The sequence below is a fragment of the Bradyrhizobium sp. USDA 4501 genome (assembly GCF_054062115.1).
In genome coordinates, this window is sequence record NZ_JBSSEX010000001.1 from 7840130 (window position 1) to 7854339 (window position 14210).

Genomic DNA, 14210 nt, shown 5'->3' on the forward strand with positions numbered 1-14210 from the left:
GAAGTCGACCATCGTGCCGGACCGAATCCGGAGAACACGATGCCTTTCGATTTGATCCTGCGCGGCGGACGGGTGATCGACCCGTCGCAGAAACTCGATGCCGTGACCGATGTCGGCTTTGCCGCGGGCAAGGTCGCTGCGCTCGGCCGCGAGTTGCAAGCCGATCCCGCCACCGAGGTCCGCGACGTCTCGGGGCTGATCGTCTCACCGGGCATCATCGACCTGCACACTCATGTCTATTGGGGCGGCACCTCGCTCGGCATCGATGCGGAGGAGTTTTGCCGCAACTCCGGCGTCACCACCTCGGTCGACACCGGCAGCGCGCGGCCCCGGCAACTTTGCCGGCTTCCGCAAGCATGTGATCGAGCCGAGCCAGGTCCGTATCCTCGCCTATCTGCACGTCTCGCATGCCGGCATCTTCGGCTTCTCGGATCGCGTGATGGTCGGCGAGAGCGAGGAGCTGCGGCTGATGAATCCGATCGACGCGGCGCGCGTCGCCGACGAGAACCGCGACCTGATCGTCGGCATCAAGGTGCGGGTCGGCCTGTTCGCCTCGGGCACCTCTGGGCTGGTGCCGCTGGAGATCGCGCTCGAGGTTGCCGAGCAGGTCGGCATGCCCCTGATGGCGCATATCGACCATCCGCCGCCGAGCTATGAGGAGGTGCTCGCGCGCCTGCGTCCGGGCGACGTGCTGACCCATGCGTTCCGTCCGTTCCCCAACACGCCCGCGACCGCGCAGGGCACGGTGAAGAAGGTCGTCCTGGAGGCGCGCGAGCGCGGCGTGCTGTTCGACATCGGCCATGGCAAGGGCTCGTTCGCCTTCAGGACGGCGCGCGCGATGCTCGCCAACGGCTTCTATCCGGATACCATCTCCTCCGACATCCATCAGCTCTGCATCGACGGCCCGGCATACGACCAGGTGACGACGATGTCGAAATTCCTCTGCATGGGGATGCCGCTGCCGGACGTGATCGCGGCGTCCACCGTCAATGCCGCGATGGCATTGCGGCGGCCCGAGCTCGGCAGCCTCAAGCCGGGCAGCGTCGGCGACGCCACGCTGCTCTTGGTCCGGCAGGGGACGTTCGACTATGTCGATGTGGTCGGCGAGCACCTGACCGGCGATCGCAAGATCGCATCCGAAGGCGTCGTGATCGGCGGACGCTGGTGGCATCCGCGTTAGGATTGATCGCCGCCGCGGGCATCGAGGTGACTGGCATGATCTTCTGGATCGCGGGTGTGGCTGGACTGGCGATCGCCTATCTGCTCGGTTCGACGCCGACGGGGTATCTGGCGGGCAAGCTGCTGAGGGGCATCGATATCCGCCAGCATGGCTCCAAATCCACCGGGGCAACGAACGTATTGCGAACCCTCGGGAGGTGGCCCGCATTGGCGGTGCTCCTTGTCGACGTGCTGAAAGGCGTAGCAGCAATCCTGTTCGCCCGCTGGTTTTATCCCTGGTTGTACACCTTGCCATCCGTCACGCCGCCGGCAGCGCTTGATCCGCAAACCTGCGTGTCCTGGGCTGTCTGCCTGGCCGGGCTTGCTGTGTTGCTGGGGCACGGCCGTTCGATCTGGCTGAATTTCACCGGCGGCAAATCCGCTGCGACCGGGCTCGGCGTGTTGCTGGCGATGTCCTGGCCGGTCGGCCTCGGCGCTGCGGCGGCCTTTGGCGCTGTGGTGGCTGTCTTTCGGATTGTCTCCCTCGGCTCGATGCTGGCGGCATTGACGGCGATCGTCCTCGTCTGCGGCCTGGAGCAACCGTTGCCCTATCGCTTGCTGGTGATCGCAGGCGGCATCTACGTGATCGTGCGCCATCGTGCCAACATTCAGCGGCTGCTGGCTGGCACGGAGGCGCGGCTCGGGCATTGATAAGTGGTTCGGATTTCCTCAGAGAAGGCCGATCGATCAATCCGATGATCCGGCCTCGAGCGCTCCGGAGCGAAGCCGGTACCGGTTCGCGTTAAGAAAACGCGTTTGAACCATGGATATGGAATCCCGTTCCGATTCAATCGGAACGGGGAAGGCTCTAGTCGGCGACGACCGGCCCGAAAGGCTGCCACCGCTCACCGGTGAAGCGCATCATCCGGAACTCCTTCACCACGCGATAGTCGGCGCGGCTGGTATTGATGGCGAGGCCGGGCAACGTCGTCCCTTGCCAAATTTCAACTAGATCAGCGAATGCAGAGCCATGACCGCGGCCTCACGGCTCTCCATCGGAACAAAGAAGCTTACCGAATGCGATGACAAAACATACTTGTCGGCGATGATTCCGTGACGTTGCAGAATCTGAACCGCCTTGTATGGCAGGTCCGAGGAAATGCCGCCGAAGCAAGTGAGGCTCACCGAACTCAGCGTCTCGCGCTGTTTGCGCAGGTCTTTGCTCCGTTCCAGTGTGCGCAGCAACGCGTCGAGTGTCTCGGAATCGCAAGTCATCATGATGCGGGTTTTTTCGGCGGTGAAAGCCGAGGCGAGGAGTTGCGGCCAAGGCAAGCCATTTTGCTGGAGATGCTGCGCGAACTTCTCAAAGCCTTGATTGAGGTCGGCCGAATCGATCTCCACATGCTCAATGCGAGCCATCGAGTTGACGGCCAGGACTTTTCCGTTCTCCATGTCTGCGACCTCCTTCATCACTTGCGTGCTGTGTCGAGCGCCGCCCCACTTTCTCAGGACCAACGGCACGTTTTGGCTGTGGGCCAGCTCCACGCTGCGAAAGTGCAGGACCTTGGCGCCCCAGAAGCACATTTCGGATAGGGATGCGAAATCCAGCTGACGCAAGGGTTTTGCGTCCGCGACGATGCGCGGGTCAGCCGAGCAAACTCCGTCGACCTCCTTGATGATCTCGCAGCACTCCGCCTTGAGCGCCGCAGCCATGGCGACCGCGGTGGTATCGCTGCCACCTCGGCCAAGCGTCGTGATTTCCTTGGTCAGCGGGTTCACGCCCTGAAAGCCCGCCAAAACCACGATGCGTCCACGATCGAGTTCTTCGCGCACGCGAATGGGCCGCACGTCCAGAATGCGTGCGGAGGAATGGGACCCGTCGGTCATGACACCGGCCTGACTGCCCGTAAAGCTGATCGCCGGCACGCCGAGATCAGACAGCGCCATGCTCATCAAGGACATGCTGATGCGCTCGCCGGTGGTCAAGAGCATATCGAGTTCGCGGCGATTGGGGTGCGGGCTGACCTGATAGGCCATCCTGACGAGTTCATCGGTGGTCTTGCCCATCGCTGAAACGATCGCCACGACACGATGACCGCGGCCATGCAAATCGGCGACACTGCTCGCGGCCGCGCGGATTCTTGCCGGTGTTTCGAGACAGACGCCTCCGTATTTTTGCACGATGATGGGATTGCTAGGCATTGTTGCCCGCGTCGTGTTGGAAGGCGCAGCTGAACCCGATCAGATCGTTCTCCCCTTCGACGCCTTTGCGGTCTTTGATCGTTTTGCCACGACCCGCACAGCGCCCCGGTCGCGCTTCTTGCGATCCGCTTCCGCGTGCTGAGCTTTCGTCCCGCCGCGGTGAGCGGCGTATTCCTTGCCGTCGATCGGCGCGACATGTGGTGGATCTCGATCGAGATACGGTCGCCCGATTCCAAAATCCGGTCCACGCGCATCGATCCATTTCCAAAGGGCCTCGGTGGAGACCCAACGCTCCGCCCGCGACGCGCCTCTGACGCTCACGACATCGACGGCAAGCCCGTGGCCATAGCCGCCGCGGAAGCTCCCGCCATGGTATGACTTGTCGGACGCCGCCTTCAGGCCGCTCGCGATCGATTGACGGTAGTCATCGCGGAACGCGCTGGTGATGCCGGGCGCCAACCCGGCCTGCTCCGCCGCGTAGAGCGCGTGAAACAGCTTGAGTTTGAAGCTCCGATCCACCCCTCCAATCACGTAGTCGATCATCGGCATGCCCATTCGCTCCGCCGCCTTCGGATCCTTCCACGTGAAATCGTTATCGACGCGCCTGGTGAACGTCCTGGTGACAGTCACCGTCTTGCGCTTCTTCTTGACGGTCACTTTCCGCTGCTCTTGCACGCTGATGGTGTCTTGCTTCGGCGTCCGCTGGTAGAGCGCCCACAGGTACCGGTCGATGCAGACATCGACGACGAGGCACTCCTCGAAAATATCCAGGGGTCTCGCGGCCTCCTCGGTGTCACCAGACACTGGAGGCGGGCTCGCCGTCGCCGCTTTCACCGGCGATGTTTCGACCGGCAGCGTCTGCGACGAATCCGGCAAGGCAGCCACGACGATTGACTTCGGCTCGCTCGAGGTTGCTGTCGCATCAGGGGGCGTCGCCGGCACCGATTCAACCGCCATCGCCGCATCGGCGTTGGCGACAGCGTTACCCATGACACCTGCCTGCGGCGGGGCCATCGTGTCGGACGCCGGCCCCGTTAGGGGTTCTGCAGCCATCGCTGCTTCAGCATTCACTTTGCTGACGTTGTCGACTGCCGTGGCCTGTCGCGTATCAGCCAGTTCGGCGTTGGCGGCGAGAGATGGTGCGAGGTCCTCGATGGACACTGCGCCGCTGTTCCCGATGCCAGCAGAGCCGGCAAGCCAGGCAAAGAGCCAGCCTGCGAGAACGACCGTCCCGCACAACTCCGGAGTCGCAATTCGCCGCGGGTTCATCACCCCGTAGCCTCCAAAGGCTCGATCCGAGCCCTGTTGCACCGCCCAGCACGCGACGGCATCGATCATTCGGATCAAAATGGAAATGCGCAATGGGCGGAAGCCGTAGGCGCTACGCTTTTCCAGAAAGTGTTGCCCGACCGCAACGCGCGGCCGCGAGCAACCCGGCACGGCGCGTGCTGCTGCGTTCGGTGATTCACCTGCGCTCGAGCTTTGATTCCCATTTTGGGTCAAAAGCCGCCCATAGCGACCGAGCCGGGTGACTTCCGGTTCACCTCGAAGAGCCGACGTTCGCGATCGTCATGCAGACCGTCAGCTATGCGCGCCAAAACCGGAAGTGCTCGCATTCACCCCATTTCTAAAAATTGCCTTACCTCCTCGAGAAATTGGGCCATTCCGGGATCGTTTTCCAACAGTACGTGATTTTTGCCAGGGAGAGATACAAACCTCGAACCAGGAATAGCTGCGGCTAGGCGGCGGCTTTCTTCTATGGGCTGCATAATTTCTTCTCGGGCATGTAAGACGAGCGTGGGTACAGAAACTTCGGGCAATAGCTCAGTAATGTCGAAATTGCTCACTGTCTCGTAGTAGCGAACAGCGTTCTCTGGCGAGGTAGATTTTCGCTGCATGATGTTGAAGGCGGCTGCCTGTTCAACGGTCGCTGTCGGAGCGAGCTGTGATGTCAGCAATTGTCTGAAAGTTGGCTCATCTGAATTCCAACCCACTCGTATTAACGTTCTAGTGGCTCGTCACAGTGATTTTGACGGTTTGATACCGAGCCAGCTTAGGATCGGCAAGTTCTCTGGCGGCACGAGGATTTCGATGCTTCTGGGGATATCGGCTCGACGGCGAATGAGGCCGTTACGTTCGAGCGTGACGATCATCTGATGGACTGAGGGCGGGCTAACACCGAAGTGACGCTGCATGTCGGCTTCGGCGGGGGGCCGTCCGAACATGTGCGAGTAGGTATAGATGAAAGCCAGATAATGGCCCTGCTTCTCGGTAAAGCGTGCGCCTGATTTTTGACTCATGGATCGATTCGTCCGGAGCCTCCGACAGGGAGGCGAACGATGAATGTACGGTACCGGGTTGAATTGAGCCAAGCCGAGCGAGAGGAACTGACGGCGATGCTGAGCGGCGGCAAGCATGCCGCTCGCAAACTCAAGCGGGCCCAGATTTTGCTGGCGGCCGACATCGGCAGCCGCGACGAGGAGATTGTCCGGACCGTCAGAGTAAGCGCCTCCACCGTCTATCGGACCAAACGCCGCTTGGTGGAAGGCAATCTCGATCGGGCCTTGAGTGAGGAGCCGCGTCCCGGTGCGGAGCGCAAGCTGACCGGCAAGGAGGAAGCCCTGCTGGTGGCGACCGCATGCGCCAAGCCGCCCGCTGGCCGGAGGCGCTGGACGCTGGCGCTGCTGGCCGACGTGATGGTCAAGCTCACCGATCATGACAGCCTGTCGGGCGAGACCGTGCGCCGCCGGCTGGCCGATAATGACCTCAAGCCGTGGCGCAGGGACATGTGGTGCATTCCCCATGTCGATGGCGAATACGTCGCCCGCATGGAAGATGTGCTCGATCTCTACGCTGAAGCGCCTGATCCCGAGCGGCCGCTGGTCTGCTTCGACGAAACCCCCGTCCAGCTCATCGGCGAAGTGCGCCAGCCGATCCCACCCGAGCCGGGAAAGCGCGAGCGTTACGATTACGAGTACCGCCGCAACGGCACCGTCAATCTCTTTGTCGCCCTCGATCCGCATCGGGCCTGGCGTAACGTCAAAGTCACCGAACGGCGCACCGCCGTGGATTATGCTCACTGCATGCGCGAACTCGTCGATGTCCATTACCCCAAGGCCGCCTGCATCCGTGTCGTGCAGGACAATCTGTCGATCCATGCCCCCGGCGCCCTCTACCAGGCCTTTGCCCCCGCCGAGGCCCGCCGCATCCTGCGCCGCCTCGAGTTCCACTACACCCCGAAACACGCCAGTTGGCTCAATATGGTCGAGATCGAGATCGGCGTGCTCCAAGGGCAGTGTCTCGGCCGCCGGATCGACGATCCAAAACGCCTTAGAAACGAGATCGCAGCATGGGAGCGGCAGCGAAACAAAACTCGCGCCCGTATCAACTGGATGTTCACAACGGACAAAGCTCGCACCAAACTGGGGCGCGCCTATCCAGGCATACCCAAAGAGTCAAAATCACTGTGACGAGCTACTAGTGGCATTGTAGCGATCGAGGTCTGCTTCGGTCACGGATGGCCGCTTGCAGCGTCCGGTAGCGAAACCTCCATAGAGGATCAACTTTGATACACGGTTTGGGTAGCGGTTTGCGAAAGCCACACTGACCGCGCAGCCTTGTGAATAGCCGAAGAGTGGAAAACGTTCCAACCCGGACGCATCAACAACAGCTTTTAGATCAATCACCCAAGCATCAAGCGACATTTCACTTACGTCCCAATCGGACAAGCCGCTTCCTCGTGCGTCGTAACGAACAAGAGTGTTTCGCCTCGCAAGCTCTACCAGCATGTGGCGGTAAATTGGCAATTCCCAATCGAGCTCCAGATGGCTAAGCCAGTTTGCGGTTTTTACCAAAGGCGGCCCGGTCCCAACTCGCGAGTAAGCCAGTCGCACACCGTCAATTGATCTACAATATTGTACCTGCTGGGCCGAGGGGACGCTCCGACTAGCGTCGACCGCCTCGTTAAGTACGGCAAAATAGATGTCCACCGGTCGCTCAATATTTTTCAGTTTTTGCAGACCCCGCGACGCAAAAGAGACATCGATCTTGCGATCCACCTGATCATAGACGACAGCTGATACGCAAATTCCACCAGGGTCACAAATACCTTCCAATCGCGCGGCGATGTTTACACCGTCCCCGAAAATGTCGTTGTCATCGAATATGATGTCACCAACGTGGATGCCTATACGAAATTCGATACGCCGATCCTGTGGCCCATTAGGATTATGCTCAGCCATGCTACGTTGGATTTCAACTGCACTGCGGATCGCATCGACTGAGCTGCCAAACTCAACCAACATACCGTCGCCGGTCGTCTTGACGATACGGCCTCGGTGAGAAGCTATAGACGGATCAACGATCACTTTTCTGACGGTCTTTAAGCCGGCGAGCGTCCCTTCCTCGTCAATTCCCATCAGGCGGCTGTACCCAGCAACATCCGCCGCCAGCACGGCCGCCAGCCGTCGTTCCATCCGTTCGCCCGTCAAGGACTTGCTCCCAGATTGGTGATTTCGGCATCAAAGCATATTGGGTTGGCGTCGGGCTAGGTCCCATATCGGCTGTGGGTCAAAAGCCGTCCACGGCGGCCGAGCCAAGGGACTTCCGGTTACTCTCGAAGAGCCGACCTTCCCGGTGGTCATGCAGACCGTCAGCTTAGGGGCCAAAAGCCGACTTCATTGACTTTCCCCGGCAGATCTAAGGCAGCATCGCCCCGTCCGGCCAAACTAGGGCAGCTATAATGTGAAACGCGGATCGGCTGAGAGCGCCGATCGGGCGACGTAGTCGAGTTCGCCCCGTGCAATCCCGATATCCATCAACTCTCTGTCGCTCAGATCGTCCAGCGCAGCACGCAGCCTCTCGCGTTTGCGCCACTCACGAAATGCATTCCAATATGCCTCGAGGGGACTGTAAAACTGCCGCCTTGCCGTTGCTGGTCCAAACTCACTGGTTCCGTGGATGGTGCTCATTGGAATGTCCAGGTTGGTCTATTTCTGCCAAGCGAGATTGCGGGCACATCCCCTGGCGCGCTTAACAGTTGGCTTACATTTCCCTTACGGGCAGCTTATTCTTGGGGTTTCAGAGGTGGCCGCGAGAGGGAATGCAGCTTGCGTTTTCTTTTTGAGGATTACGCATTGGATACCGACAGGCGCGAACTGCAGCGCGCAACGGAAGAGGTCGTTGTCGCACCCCAAGTATTCGACCTGATTGAATACCTGATCCGGAACAGGGAGCGCGTCGTCAGCAAAGACGACCTCGTCGGCGCCGTTTGGAAGGGTCGCGTCGTCTCGGATGCCGCGCTAACGACTCGCCTGAACGCCGCCCGGAGCGCAATCGGCGACACGGGCGAGAAACAGCACTTGATCAAAACATTGCCGCGCAAAGGTTTCCGCTTCGTTGGCGCAGTGAAGGAAGACCGGAGGCCCGCAAATGAGACGATTGGCCCAATTGAGCGAACCGGCGAAGCGCCGCCGCGCCTATCCATCGTCGTGCTACCCTTCGCGAACCTGAGCGGTGATCGTGAGCAGGACTATTTCGCGGACGGTATAACCGAGAGTCTGACCACGGACCTGTCGCGCATCGGTGGTTCATTCGTAATGGCACAGAACAGCGCCCTCTCATACAAGGGCAGAGCTGTCGATGTCCGCCAAGTCGGCCGCGAATTGAATGTTCGCTACGTGCTCGAAGGCTCAGTGCAACGCAGCGGCAAGCGACTTCGGATGAATGTTCAGCTGATCGATGCCAGGAGCGGCCAGCATCTTTGGGCCGATCGCTTCGAGAAGCCTGTCGTCGACCTGTTCGATATGCAGGACGAAATCGTGTCGAGGCTCGCCGGTGCATTAGGTGCCCAGCTCATCGAGGCTGAGGCGCGACGAGCCGAGCGTACGCTGCATCCCGATGCGATGGACTTGTACTTCCAGGGCCGGGCCTGGTTCATGAAGGGGATTAGCCTTGAATGCGTGACGCAAGCGCGGGGCTTCTTCGAACGCTCGCTGGAGTTCGATCCCGGCAACGTCGAAGCAATGATTGGTCTGGCAAATGTTGATACGGTAGTTGGAGGTAGCTTTACGACGGATGATGGGCCCGCGCGGCTTGCGGCGGCCGAGGCGATGATGAACAAGGTATTGTCGATTAGGCCGAACAGTGCCTCAGCCCACATGGCTCGGGGTTGGGTCCAGACCTTTACGAACCGGGCCGCCCAAGGCATCCGTGAGTTCGAACATGCGTTGGCGCTGGCTCCGAATTTGGTCCACGCTCATGCTGCCCTTGGTTTCGCCAAATCCTACATAGGTCGCGCTACCGAGACCGAAGGCCATATACTCGAAGCTTTACGGCTCTCTCCTCGCGACGTTTTCGCTTACCAGTGGGCGTGTTTTGCGGGCGTCGCCAAGCTGCTGCTTGGTTCAGACGTCGAAGCCGTCAGTTGGCTGCGACGAAGCACCGAGGCGAACCGTAACTTTCATCTCGCTCATATATCGCTCGCCGCTGCCTTGGCCTTGACCGGCGCGCTCGATGAGGCGCGAACTGCTGCGAGAACGGGACTTGCGCTCAACTCAGGTTTCACCATTCGTCGCTTGCTCGCAGCTCAACAAAGCGACAATCCAATTTACCTTGCCGGGCTGCAGCGCTTGTGTGAAGGCTGGCGCCTCGCTGGCGTGCCGGAAGGGTGATGAGCGCTTCGGGCCGACTTCGGTGCTTTACTGCCCTACGTCGGCTTTGGGGTCAAAGTGCGACATCTGGGCCTTCGGGGCCGGTATCAGTTGTACTCTCGTATCCGGACATCTCCGCGATGGCCCGGAGGTCAGGAACGATGACAGAAGCCGACATCTGAGCTGGCCTTCGGCACGTCTGCGTTGGTTGGCTGGACAATCGAACTACCCACCAAGCGAACGGAAACTCAATTCCTAGTTGCTTTCGAGCTCCTGTAGTCGACAACGGAGTTCGTTGTCGACAGTTGCTGCATAACGGCTGTCACTTTGATACCAGTCGGGAGCAAAGTCGGTGCATCGTAGTCTCATCTCGATCGCCTTGTGGCTATTCTTCTGCATGTCTACTGCAAGGCTGCTTCGAGAAAACGGACTGGAATAGGACGAGCTATCCTTTCGCGTGTGGGAGCGCGCGCTGAACGAGGATAAGACGACGACGCACATGCAAGAGGCGTTTGCGCGATTTCGGAATATTGGAAATGTATCCCTGAGTTGCCCGACGTGTCAAGTTGCCTTGCGAACGCCGGCAGCCGCCAGCTCCTTTGCATGGGGTTGTTTTCGATATTTTGGCCGCGCGCAGCTGCGGCGGTCGCTTGGGGGCGAAGGGGGTCTGCGGACAAGCCGATTGCTTATTCGGTCTTGTCGACGTTCCAGAACACCGGCGGCGCCGGGCCTTCCAGCACGCCGGTGAGCGATTTGCGCCAGGCGCTCGGCAAGCGGAACTGGCCGAGCGGGATATAGATCACCTGCTCGTAGGCTTGCTTTTGAATCTCGACCGCGACCTTCTTCTGCTCTTCAGGGGAGGTGGCGCGCGCATAGGCGTCGCGCATCTGCTCGAGCTTGGCGTCTTCGGGCCAGCCGAACCAGGCCCGCTTGCCGTTCGCGGCGATCTGGTTGTTGACGATCGGGTTCATCACCTCGGTCGCGCCGGTGAAGGTGAAGAACAGGTTCCAGCCGCCTTCCTTGGGCGGCTTCTGGCTGGCGCGGCGGCTCACCACGGTCTGCCAGTCCGTCACCTGCGCGTCGACGTTGAAGCCGGCCGCGCGCAACAGCTGCGCCGCGACCGTCGGCGGCCCTTTCAGCGTCTGCACGTCGCCGGGGATCATGATCACGACGGGCGTGCCGTCGTAGCCCGAGGCGGCCAGCGCCTTCTTCGCCTCGGCCATGCCGTTGCCCTTGATCAGCGTCTCGGCGCCGGCGTCGCTGGCGAGCGGCGTGTCGCAGGCGAAATAGGAGCCGCAGATCTCGTAATATTTCGCGTTGCCGACGGTGGCGTCGAGCACGTCCTTCTGGTTCATCGCCAGGAATGCGGCGCGGCGGACCTTGGCGTTGTCGAATGGCGGGTGCAGGAAATTCATCCGGCCCTCGATCTGGAAGCCGAACTTGTTCAGCACGGCCACGGTGAGGTCGGAGTTCGCCTCGAGCACCGGCAGCAGGTCGACCGACGGCTGTTCCAGGAAGTCGATCTCGCCGGATTGCAGCGCGTTGATCGCGGTCTGCGCGTCGGGCATCGTGACCCATTCGACGCGATCGACCTTCGCGACCTTGCCGCCCGACAGCCAATCCGGCTTGTCCTTGCGCGGCACGTAGTCGGCGTTGCGCTCATAGACGGCCTTCACGCCCGGCTGGAATTCCGCCTGTATGAATTTAAACGGCCCGCAACCGATCTGCTCGGCGATCTGCTTGCCCGGCGCCGTCTCCGCGAGCCGCTTCGGCATCATGAAGGCGACATAGGAGGAAGGCTTTGCCAGCGACTCCAGCACGAGGCCGTACGGCTCCTTGAGCTTGAGCACGATCGTCTTCGGCCCGCTCGCCTCGAGGGAAGCGGTGAATTCGGCCAGCTTCTGCGCCATGCCGTCGACGGCGGTCCAGCGCTTCAGCGAGGCGATGCAGTCCTCCGCGGTGACGGGCGCGCCGTCATGCCATTTCAGGCCGTCGCGCAGCGTGAAGGTGTAGGTGAGCTTGTCGTCCGAGATCGTCCAGTCCGCCATTTGCGGGCGGACCTTGAAGCTTGAATCGATGCCGAGCAGCGTGTCGTAGACCATGTAGCCATGGTCGCGGGTGATGTAGGCGGTGGTGAAACCGGGATCGATGATGCGCAGGTCCGAATGCATCACTGCGGTGATGGTCTTGCCCTTGCCCGCGGCAAAGGCGCGTGATGACAGGATGGCAGGCGCTGCGATGGCCGGCGGCACGCCTGCCGCAAGCTTGAGGAGCGTTCTGCGCGAGAATTCGACCATTCGCCGTCTCCCGATCTGTCATTGCGCCGGCATGCTTCACCAATCCGATGTTGAAAGCAAGCAAGAGCCGCGCCATCGCGTTTGGTCCGGTTGCGAGGTTGCGCAGCCGTGTGCGCTCACTGCTTGAGCACGTCCCCGAGCAGGCGTTGGTTCCGGGCTTCGCCGCGCTCAGCACGTGCCGACGAGGTTGAGGAGGACTTAACCGGCTGCTGACACTTGTATCGCCTGGGTTAGCCGGGGTTGGACACCTTTCCGGTAGCTTGTTTGATGAATGTTCGGCGGTCGAACCGCCGCGTCCCTTTGAGAGGCAAGACGTTGAGAGGCAAGACGCCATGCGCCGCGGTCTGCTCGTTCTTCTCATGTTCGTCGGCGTGGCGGTGTCCGGTCAGGACGTACGCGCCGCGGAGTTCGGCACGCGATACAGCTACCAGCAGCTGCAGGACCTGACCGAGAAGGGTCCCAAGGGCGAAGCCCTCGCGCTAGGCTATGTGAGCCTCACGCACTCCTTCATCCTGCCCTACAAGATGACGGGCTACTATGCCCTGATGGTCAAGGGCTCCGGCAAAGACCTCAACGGCCGCCCGCTCAACGTTTACCACGAGCTCTCGCAGGAGAAGATCGAGCAGATGCAGCGTGCCGGCGCGCTGCCCAATCCGCTTCCCCCTTACCGGCGCACGATCTTCGAATACATGTTCGGCTATGTGTTGTGGTGGTGCATTCCGGCGGCGCTGCTCGTCATCGGGATGTTCTCGATGCTTGGGATCGGCTCCGGCAAACGCGGTCAGGCCTGACCGATCTGGTTGGCGGCCTCGTCGCGGCGGGTCGCGAGCGCGCCCCAAAGCAAAGGCCGCGCGCCGCCGCCGGCACCGCACAAGTCCGCATCCTGCATAGGAGCCTGCGCTTTCCACCGCACCTCGCAGGCTGTTCGGACCCCGATCCGCCGTGTAGGCTTGCGGTCTGCCGGCCAGCGATAAGGCCACATCCCGCAAATCCTAAGGGAACAAGCAGTCGAGGGAGACCGAAAGAACCGTCATGACCGATATCCGATACGTAGCACCGCGCACGCTTGACGAAGCGATTGGCGCATTTGCTGCCGCCGGGAGTGCCGCCCGCATTATGGCAGGGGGCACCGACTTATTGGTGCAAATGCGCTCCGGCCTGGTGCGGCCGGGACTGATCGTCGACATCAAGAAGATCGGCGAGATGACCGAAATTAGCGAAACCGCCGATGGCGGTTTCCGCGTGGGTGCGGCCGTCTCCGGCATGGAGCTCGCCGAGCACGCGCGCTTCGGCAAGGTGTGGCCCGGCGTGCTCGAGGCCGTGAACCTGATCGGCTCCAAGCAGGTGCAAGGCCGCGCCTCCGCCGGCGGCAATCTCTGCAACGGCTCGCCAGCGGGCGACAGCGTGCCGGCGATGATTGCGGCGGGTGCCGTCGTCACCGTGCAGGGTCCGAACGGCCGGCGGGACATGAAGGTTGAGGATGTGCCGGCCGGACCTGGCCGTACCAACCTCAAGCCGGGCGAGATCCTCGTCAGCTTCACCTTGCCGCCGCGGCCGAAAGGCTCGGGCGATGCGTATCTGCGGATGATCCCGCGCACCGAGATGGACATCGCGGTGGTCGGCATCGGCGTCAGCCTGACCTTGAAGGACGGCGTCTGCACCGCGGCCCGCGTCGGCCTCGGTGCAGTGGCACCGACCGCGCTGCTGGTTGAGCCTGCGGCGCAGGCGCTGATCGGCTCGAAGCTCGACGATGCCGCGCTCGAAGCCGCCGCTGCCGCATGCCGCGCCGCCTGCCGTCCGATCGACGACAAGCGCGGCACCATCGCCTACCGAACCAAAACCGCCGGCGTGCTGCTCAAGCGCACCGCCGCGATCGCCGCACAGCGCGCGGGAGGACACTAGC

The 14210-nt window shown here is 61.5% G+C and carries 12 protein-coding genes and 1 pseudogene; 6 read left to right on the forward strand and 7 right to left on the reverse strand.

Features of this window, described 5'->3' with window-relative positions; genetic code table 11:
- Positions 1–39: 39 nt before the first annotated feature.
- Both ACVWZM_RS36275 and plsY read left to right on the forward strand, forming a co-directional pair.
- Positions 40–1180 (forward strand): annotated as a pseudogene (locus ACVWZM_RS36275) (amidohydrolase/deacetylase family metallohydrolase).
- Between the two features lie 35 nt (positions 1181–1215).
- Positions 1216–1869 (forward strand): glycerol-3-phosphate 1-O-acyltransferase PlsY, encoded by a 654-nt coding sequence (gene plsY / locus ACVWZM_RS36280; RefSeq protein WP_456855786.1) that lies wholly within the window; start codon positions 1216–1218, stop codon positions 1867–1869.
- Positions 1870–2166: 297 nt separating this feature from the next.
- Here plsY and ACVWZM_RS36285 read toward each other — a convergent pair whose 3' ends face one another.
- The 4 genes from ACVWZM_RS36285 to ACVWZM_RS36300 all read right to left on the reverse strand — a co-directional run bounded on the left by ACVWZM_RS36285 (position 2167) and on the right by ACVWZM_RS36300 (position 5660).
- Positions 2167–3360 (reverse strand): aspartate kinase, encoded by a 1194-nt coding sequence (locus ACVWZM_RS36285; RefSeq protein WP_076831683.1) that lies wholly within the window; start codon positions 3358–3360, stop codon positions 2167–2169.
- A 39-nt stretch (positions 3361–3399) separates the two neighbouring features.
- Positions 3400–4698 (reverse strand): peptidase M15, encoded by a 1299-nt coding sequence (locus ACVWZM_RS36290; protein ID WP_456855787.1) that lies wholly within the window; start codon positions 4696–4698, stop codon positions 3400–3402.
- A gap of 278 nt (positions 4699–4976) precedes the next feature.
- Positions 4977–5354 carry an alpha/beta fold hydrolase gene (locus ACVWZM_RS36295; RefSeq protein WP_456855788.1) on the reverse strand — a complete coding sequence of 126 codons (378 nt, stop codon included), beginning with the start codon at positions 5352–5354 and terminating at the stop codon, positions 4977–4979.
- 24 nt (positions 5355–5378) lie between these two features.
- Entirely contained in the window at positions 5379–5660 is a 282-nt protein-coding gene (locus ACVWZM_RS36300; protein WP_076829365.1) for a LexA family protein, read from the reverse strand.
- A gap of 39 nt (positions 5661–5699) precedes the next feature.
- On the opposite strand from ACVWZM_RS36300, the gene ACVWZM_RS36305 reads away from it, so the two are divergent.
- A complete protein-coding gene (locus tag ACVWZM_RS36305) occupies positions 5700–6830 on the forward strand; it encodes an IS630 family transposase (protein ID WP_076829362.1) in 1131 nt (376 codons plus the stop codon).
- On the opposite strand, the gene ACVWZM_RS36310 is transcribed toward ACVWZM_RS36305, so the two are convergent.
- Together ACVWZM_RS36310 and ACVWZM_RS36315 are read right to left on the reverse strand one after the other, a co-directional pair.
- Positions 6822–7835 (reverse strand): alpha/beta fold hydrolase, encoded by a 1014-nt coding sequence (locus ACVWZM_RS36310; protein ID WP_456855789.1) that lies wholly within the window; start codon positions 7833–7835, stop codon positions 6822–6824. The genes ACVWZM_RS36305 and ACVWZM_RS36310 overlap by 9 nt on opposite strands.
- A 261-nt stretch (positions 7836–8096) precedes the next feature.
- Positions 8097–8330, reverse strand: a complete 234-nt coding sequence (locus ACVWZM_RS36315) for a DUF1127 domain-containing protein (RefSeq protein ID WP_076831674.1) — start codon at positions 8328–8330, stop codon at positions 8097–8099.
- Between the two features lie 138 nt (positions 8331–8468).
- On the opposite strand from ACVWZM_RS36315, the gene ACVWZM_RS36320 reads away from it, so the two are divergent.
- A complete protein-coding gene (locus tag ACVWZM_RS36320; protein ID WP_456855790.1) occupies positions 8469–10031 on the forward strand; it encodes a winged helix-turn-helix domain-containing protein in 1563 nt (520 codons plus the stop codon).
- Positions 10032–10696: 665 nt separating this feature from the next.
- Here the strand turns inward: ACVWZM_RS36320 and ACVWZM_RS36325 are convergent.
- Positions 10697–12307 carry an ABC transporter substrate-binding protein gene (locus ACVWZM_RS36325; RefSeq protein WP_456855791.1) on the reverse strand — a complete coding sequence of 537 codons (1611 nt, stop codon included), beginning with the start codon at positions 12305–12307 and terminating at the stop codon, positions 10697–10699.
- Positions 12308–12639: 332 nt separating this feature from the next.
- On the opposite strand from ACVWZM_RS36325, the gene ACVWZM_RS36330 reads away from it, so the two are divergent.
- Together ACVWZM_RS36330 and ACVWZM_RS36335 are read left to right on the forward strand one after the other, a co-directional pair.
- Positions 12640–13098, forward strand: coding sequence for a hypothetical protein (locus ACVWZM_RS36330; protein WP_456855792.1), 459 nt, complete (start codon positions 12640–12642; stop codon positions 13096–13098).
- Positions 13099–13348: 250 nt separating this feature from the next.
- Complete coding sequence (locus ACVWZM_RS36335; RefSeq protein WP_456856827.1) at positions 13349–14209, forward strand: FAD binding domain-containing protein; 861 nt, start codon at positions 13349–13351, stop codon at positions 14207–14209.
- Position 14210 lies beyond the last annotated feature (1 nt).

Bases quoted from the DNA above. Each gene is read 5' to 3' on its own strand.
- plsY (WP_456855786.1), top strand. From the start codon at position 1,216: ATGATCTTCTGGATCGCGGGTGTGGCTGGACTGGCGATCGCCTATCTG.
- ACVWZM_RS36285 (WP_076831683.1), bottom strand. From the start codon at position 3,360: ATGCCTAGCAATCCCATCATCGTGCAAAAATACGGAGGCGTCTGTCTC.
- ACVWZM_RS36290 (WP_456855787.1), bottom strand. From the start codon at position 4,698: ATGATCGATGCCGTCGCGTGCTGGGCGGTGCAACAGGGCTCGGATCGA.
- ACVWZM_RS36300 (WP_076829365.1), bottom strand. From the start codon at position 5,660: ATGAGTCAAAAATCAGGCGCACGCTTTACCGAGAAGCAGGGCCATTAT.
- ACVWZM_RS36305 (WP_076829362.1), top strand. From the start codon at position 5,700: ATGAATGTACGGTACCGGGTTGAATTGAGCCAAGCCGAGCGAGAGGAA.
- ACVWZM_RS36310 (WP_456855789.1), bottom strand. From the start codon at position 7,835: ATGGAACGACGGCTGGCGGCCGTGCTGGCGGCGGATGTTGCTGGGTAC.
- ACVWZM_RS36315 (WP_076831674.1), bottom strand. From the start codon at position 8,330: ATGAGCACCATCCACGGAACCAGTGAGTTTGGACCAGCAACGGCAAGG.
- ACVWZM_RS36325 (WP_456855791.1), bottom strand. From the start codon at position 12,307: ATGGTCGAATTCTCGCGCAGAACGCTCCTCAAGCTTGCGGCAGGCGTG.
- ACVWZM_RS36330 (WP_456855792.1), top strand. From the start codon at position 12,640: ATGCGCCGCGGTCTGCTCGTTCTTCTCATGTTCGTCGGCGTGGCGGTG.